Source organism: Vibrio sp. 10N.222.55.C6, assembly GCF_041473395.1.
GTDB lineage: Bacteria > Pseudomonadota > Gammaproteobacteria > Enterobacterales > Vibrionaceae > Vibrio > Vibrio crassostreae_C.
Genome location: NZ_JBFRSD010000326.1, coordinates 1 through 304 on the forward strand (window position 1 = coordinate 1; position 304 = coordinate 304).

The following is a 304-nucleotide window of genomic DNA, read 5'->3' on the forward strand; positions in this document are numbered from 1 at the left end:
ATGCTTTCTCATCACCATTGTGCAAGATGAAGTTCATGCATTTGTGTGGGTCAGAGGCATCTGGGTCAACTTTCAACACATAATAGGCACCGTAAGTATCGCTGATACCATCATATTCGTAAGGGCTGTTCCAGTCGGTTCCGGTTTCACTTAATCCCATGCCTACTAAATCTGTGCTGGTACAGCCTTCACCATTCCAAAGGTGCAGCCCCCAACCGTCGTAAGTTGAGCCAGATGAGCTGGCAGCGGCAACATCGCGTTTGTAGTAAATAACGACTTCGTTTTCAGCTGCAGGGTATAAACC

At 47.4% G+C, this 304-nt stretch carries 1 protein-coding gene; it reads right to left on the bottom strand.

Annotated features, from left to right (window positions below):
- Positions 1–304: pullulanase-associated domain-containing protein (locus AB4486_RS23930; RefSeq protein WP_372119090.1), on the bottom strand; the 304-nt coding region annotated here is incomplete at both ends.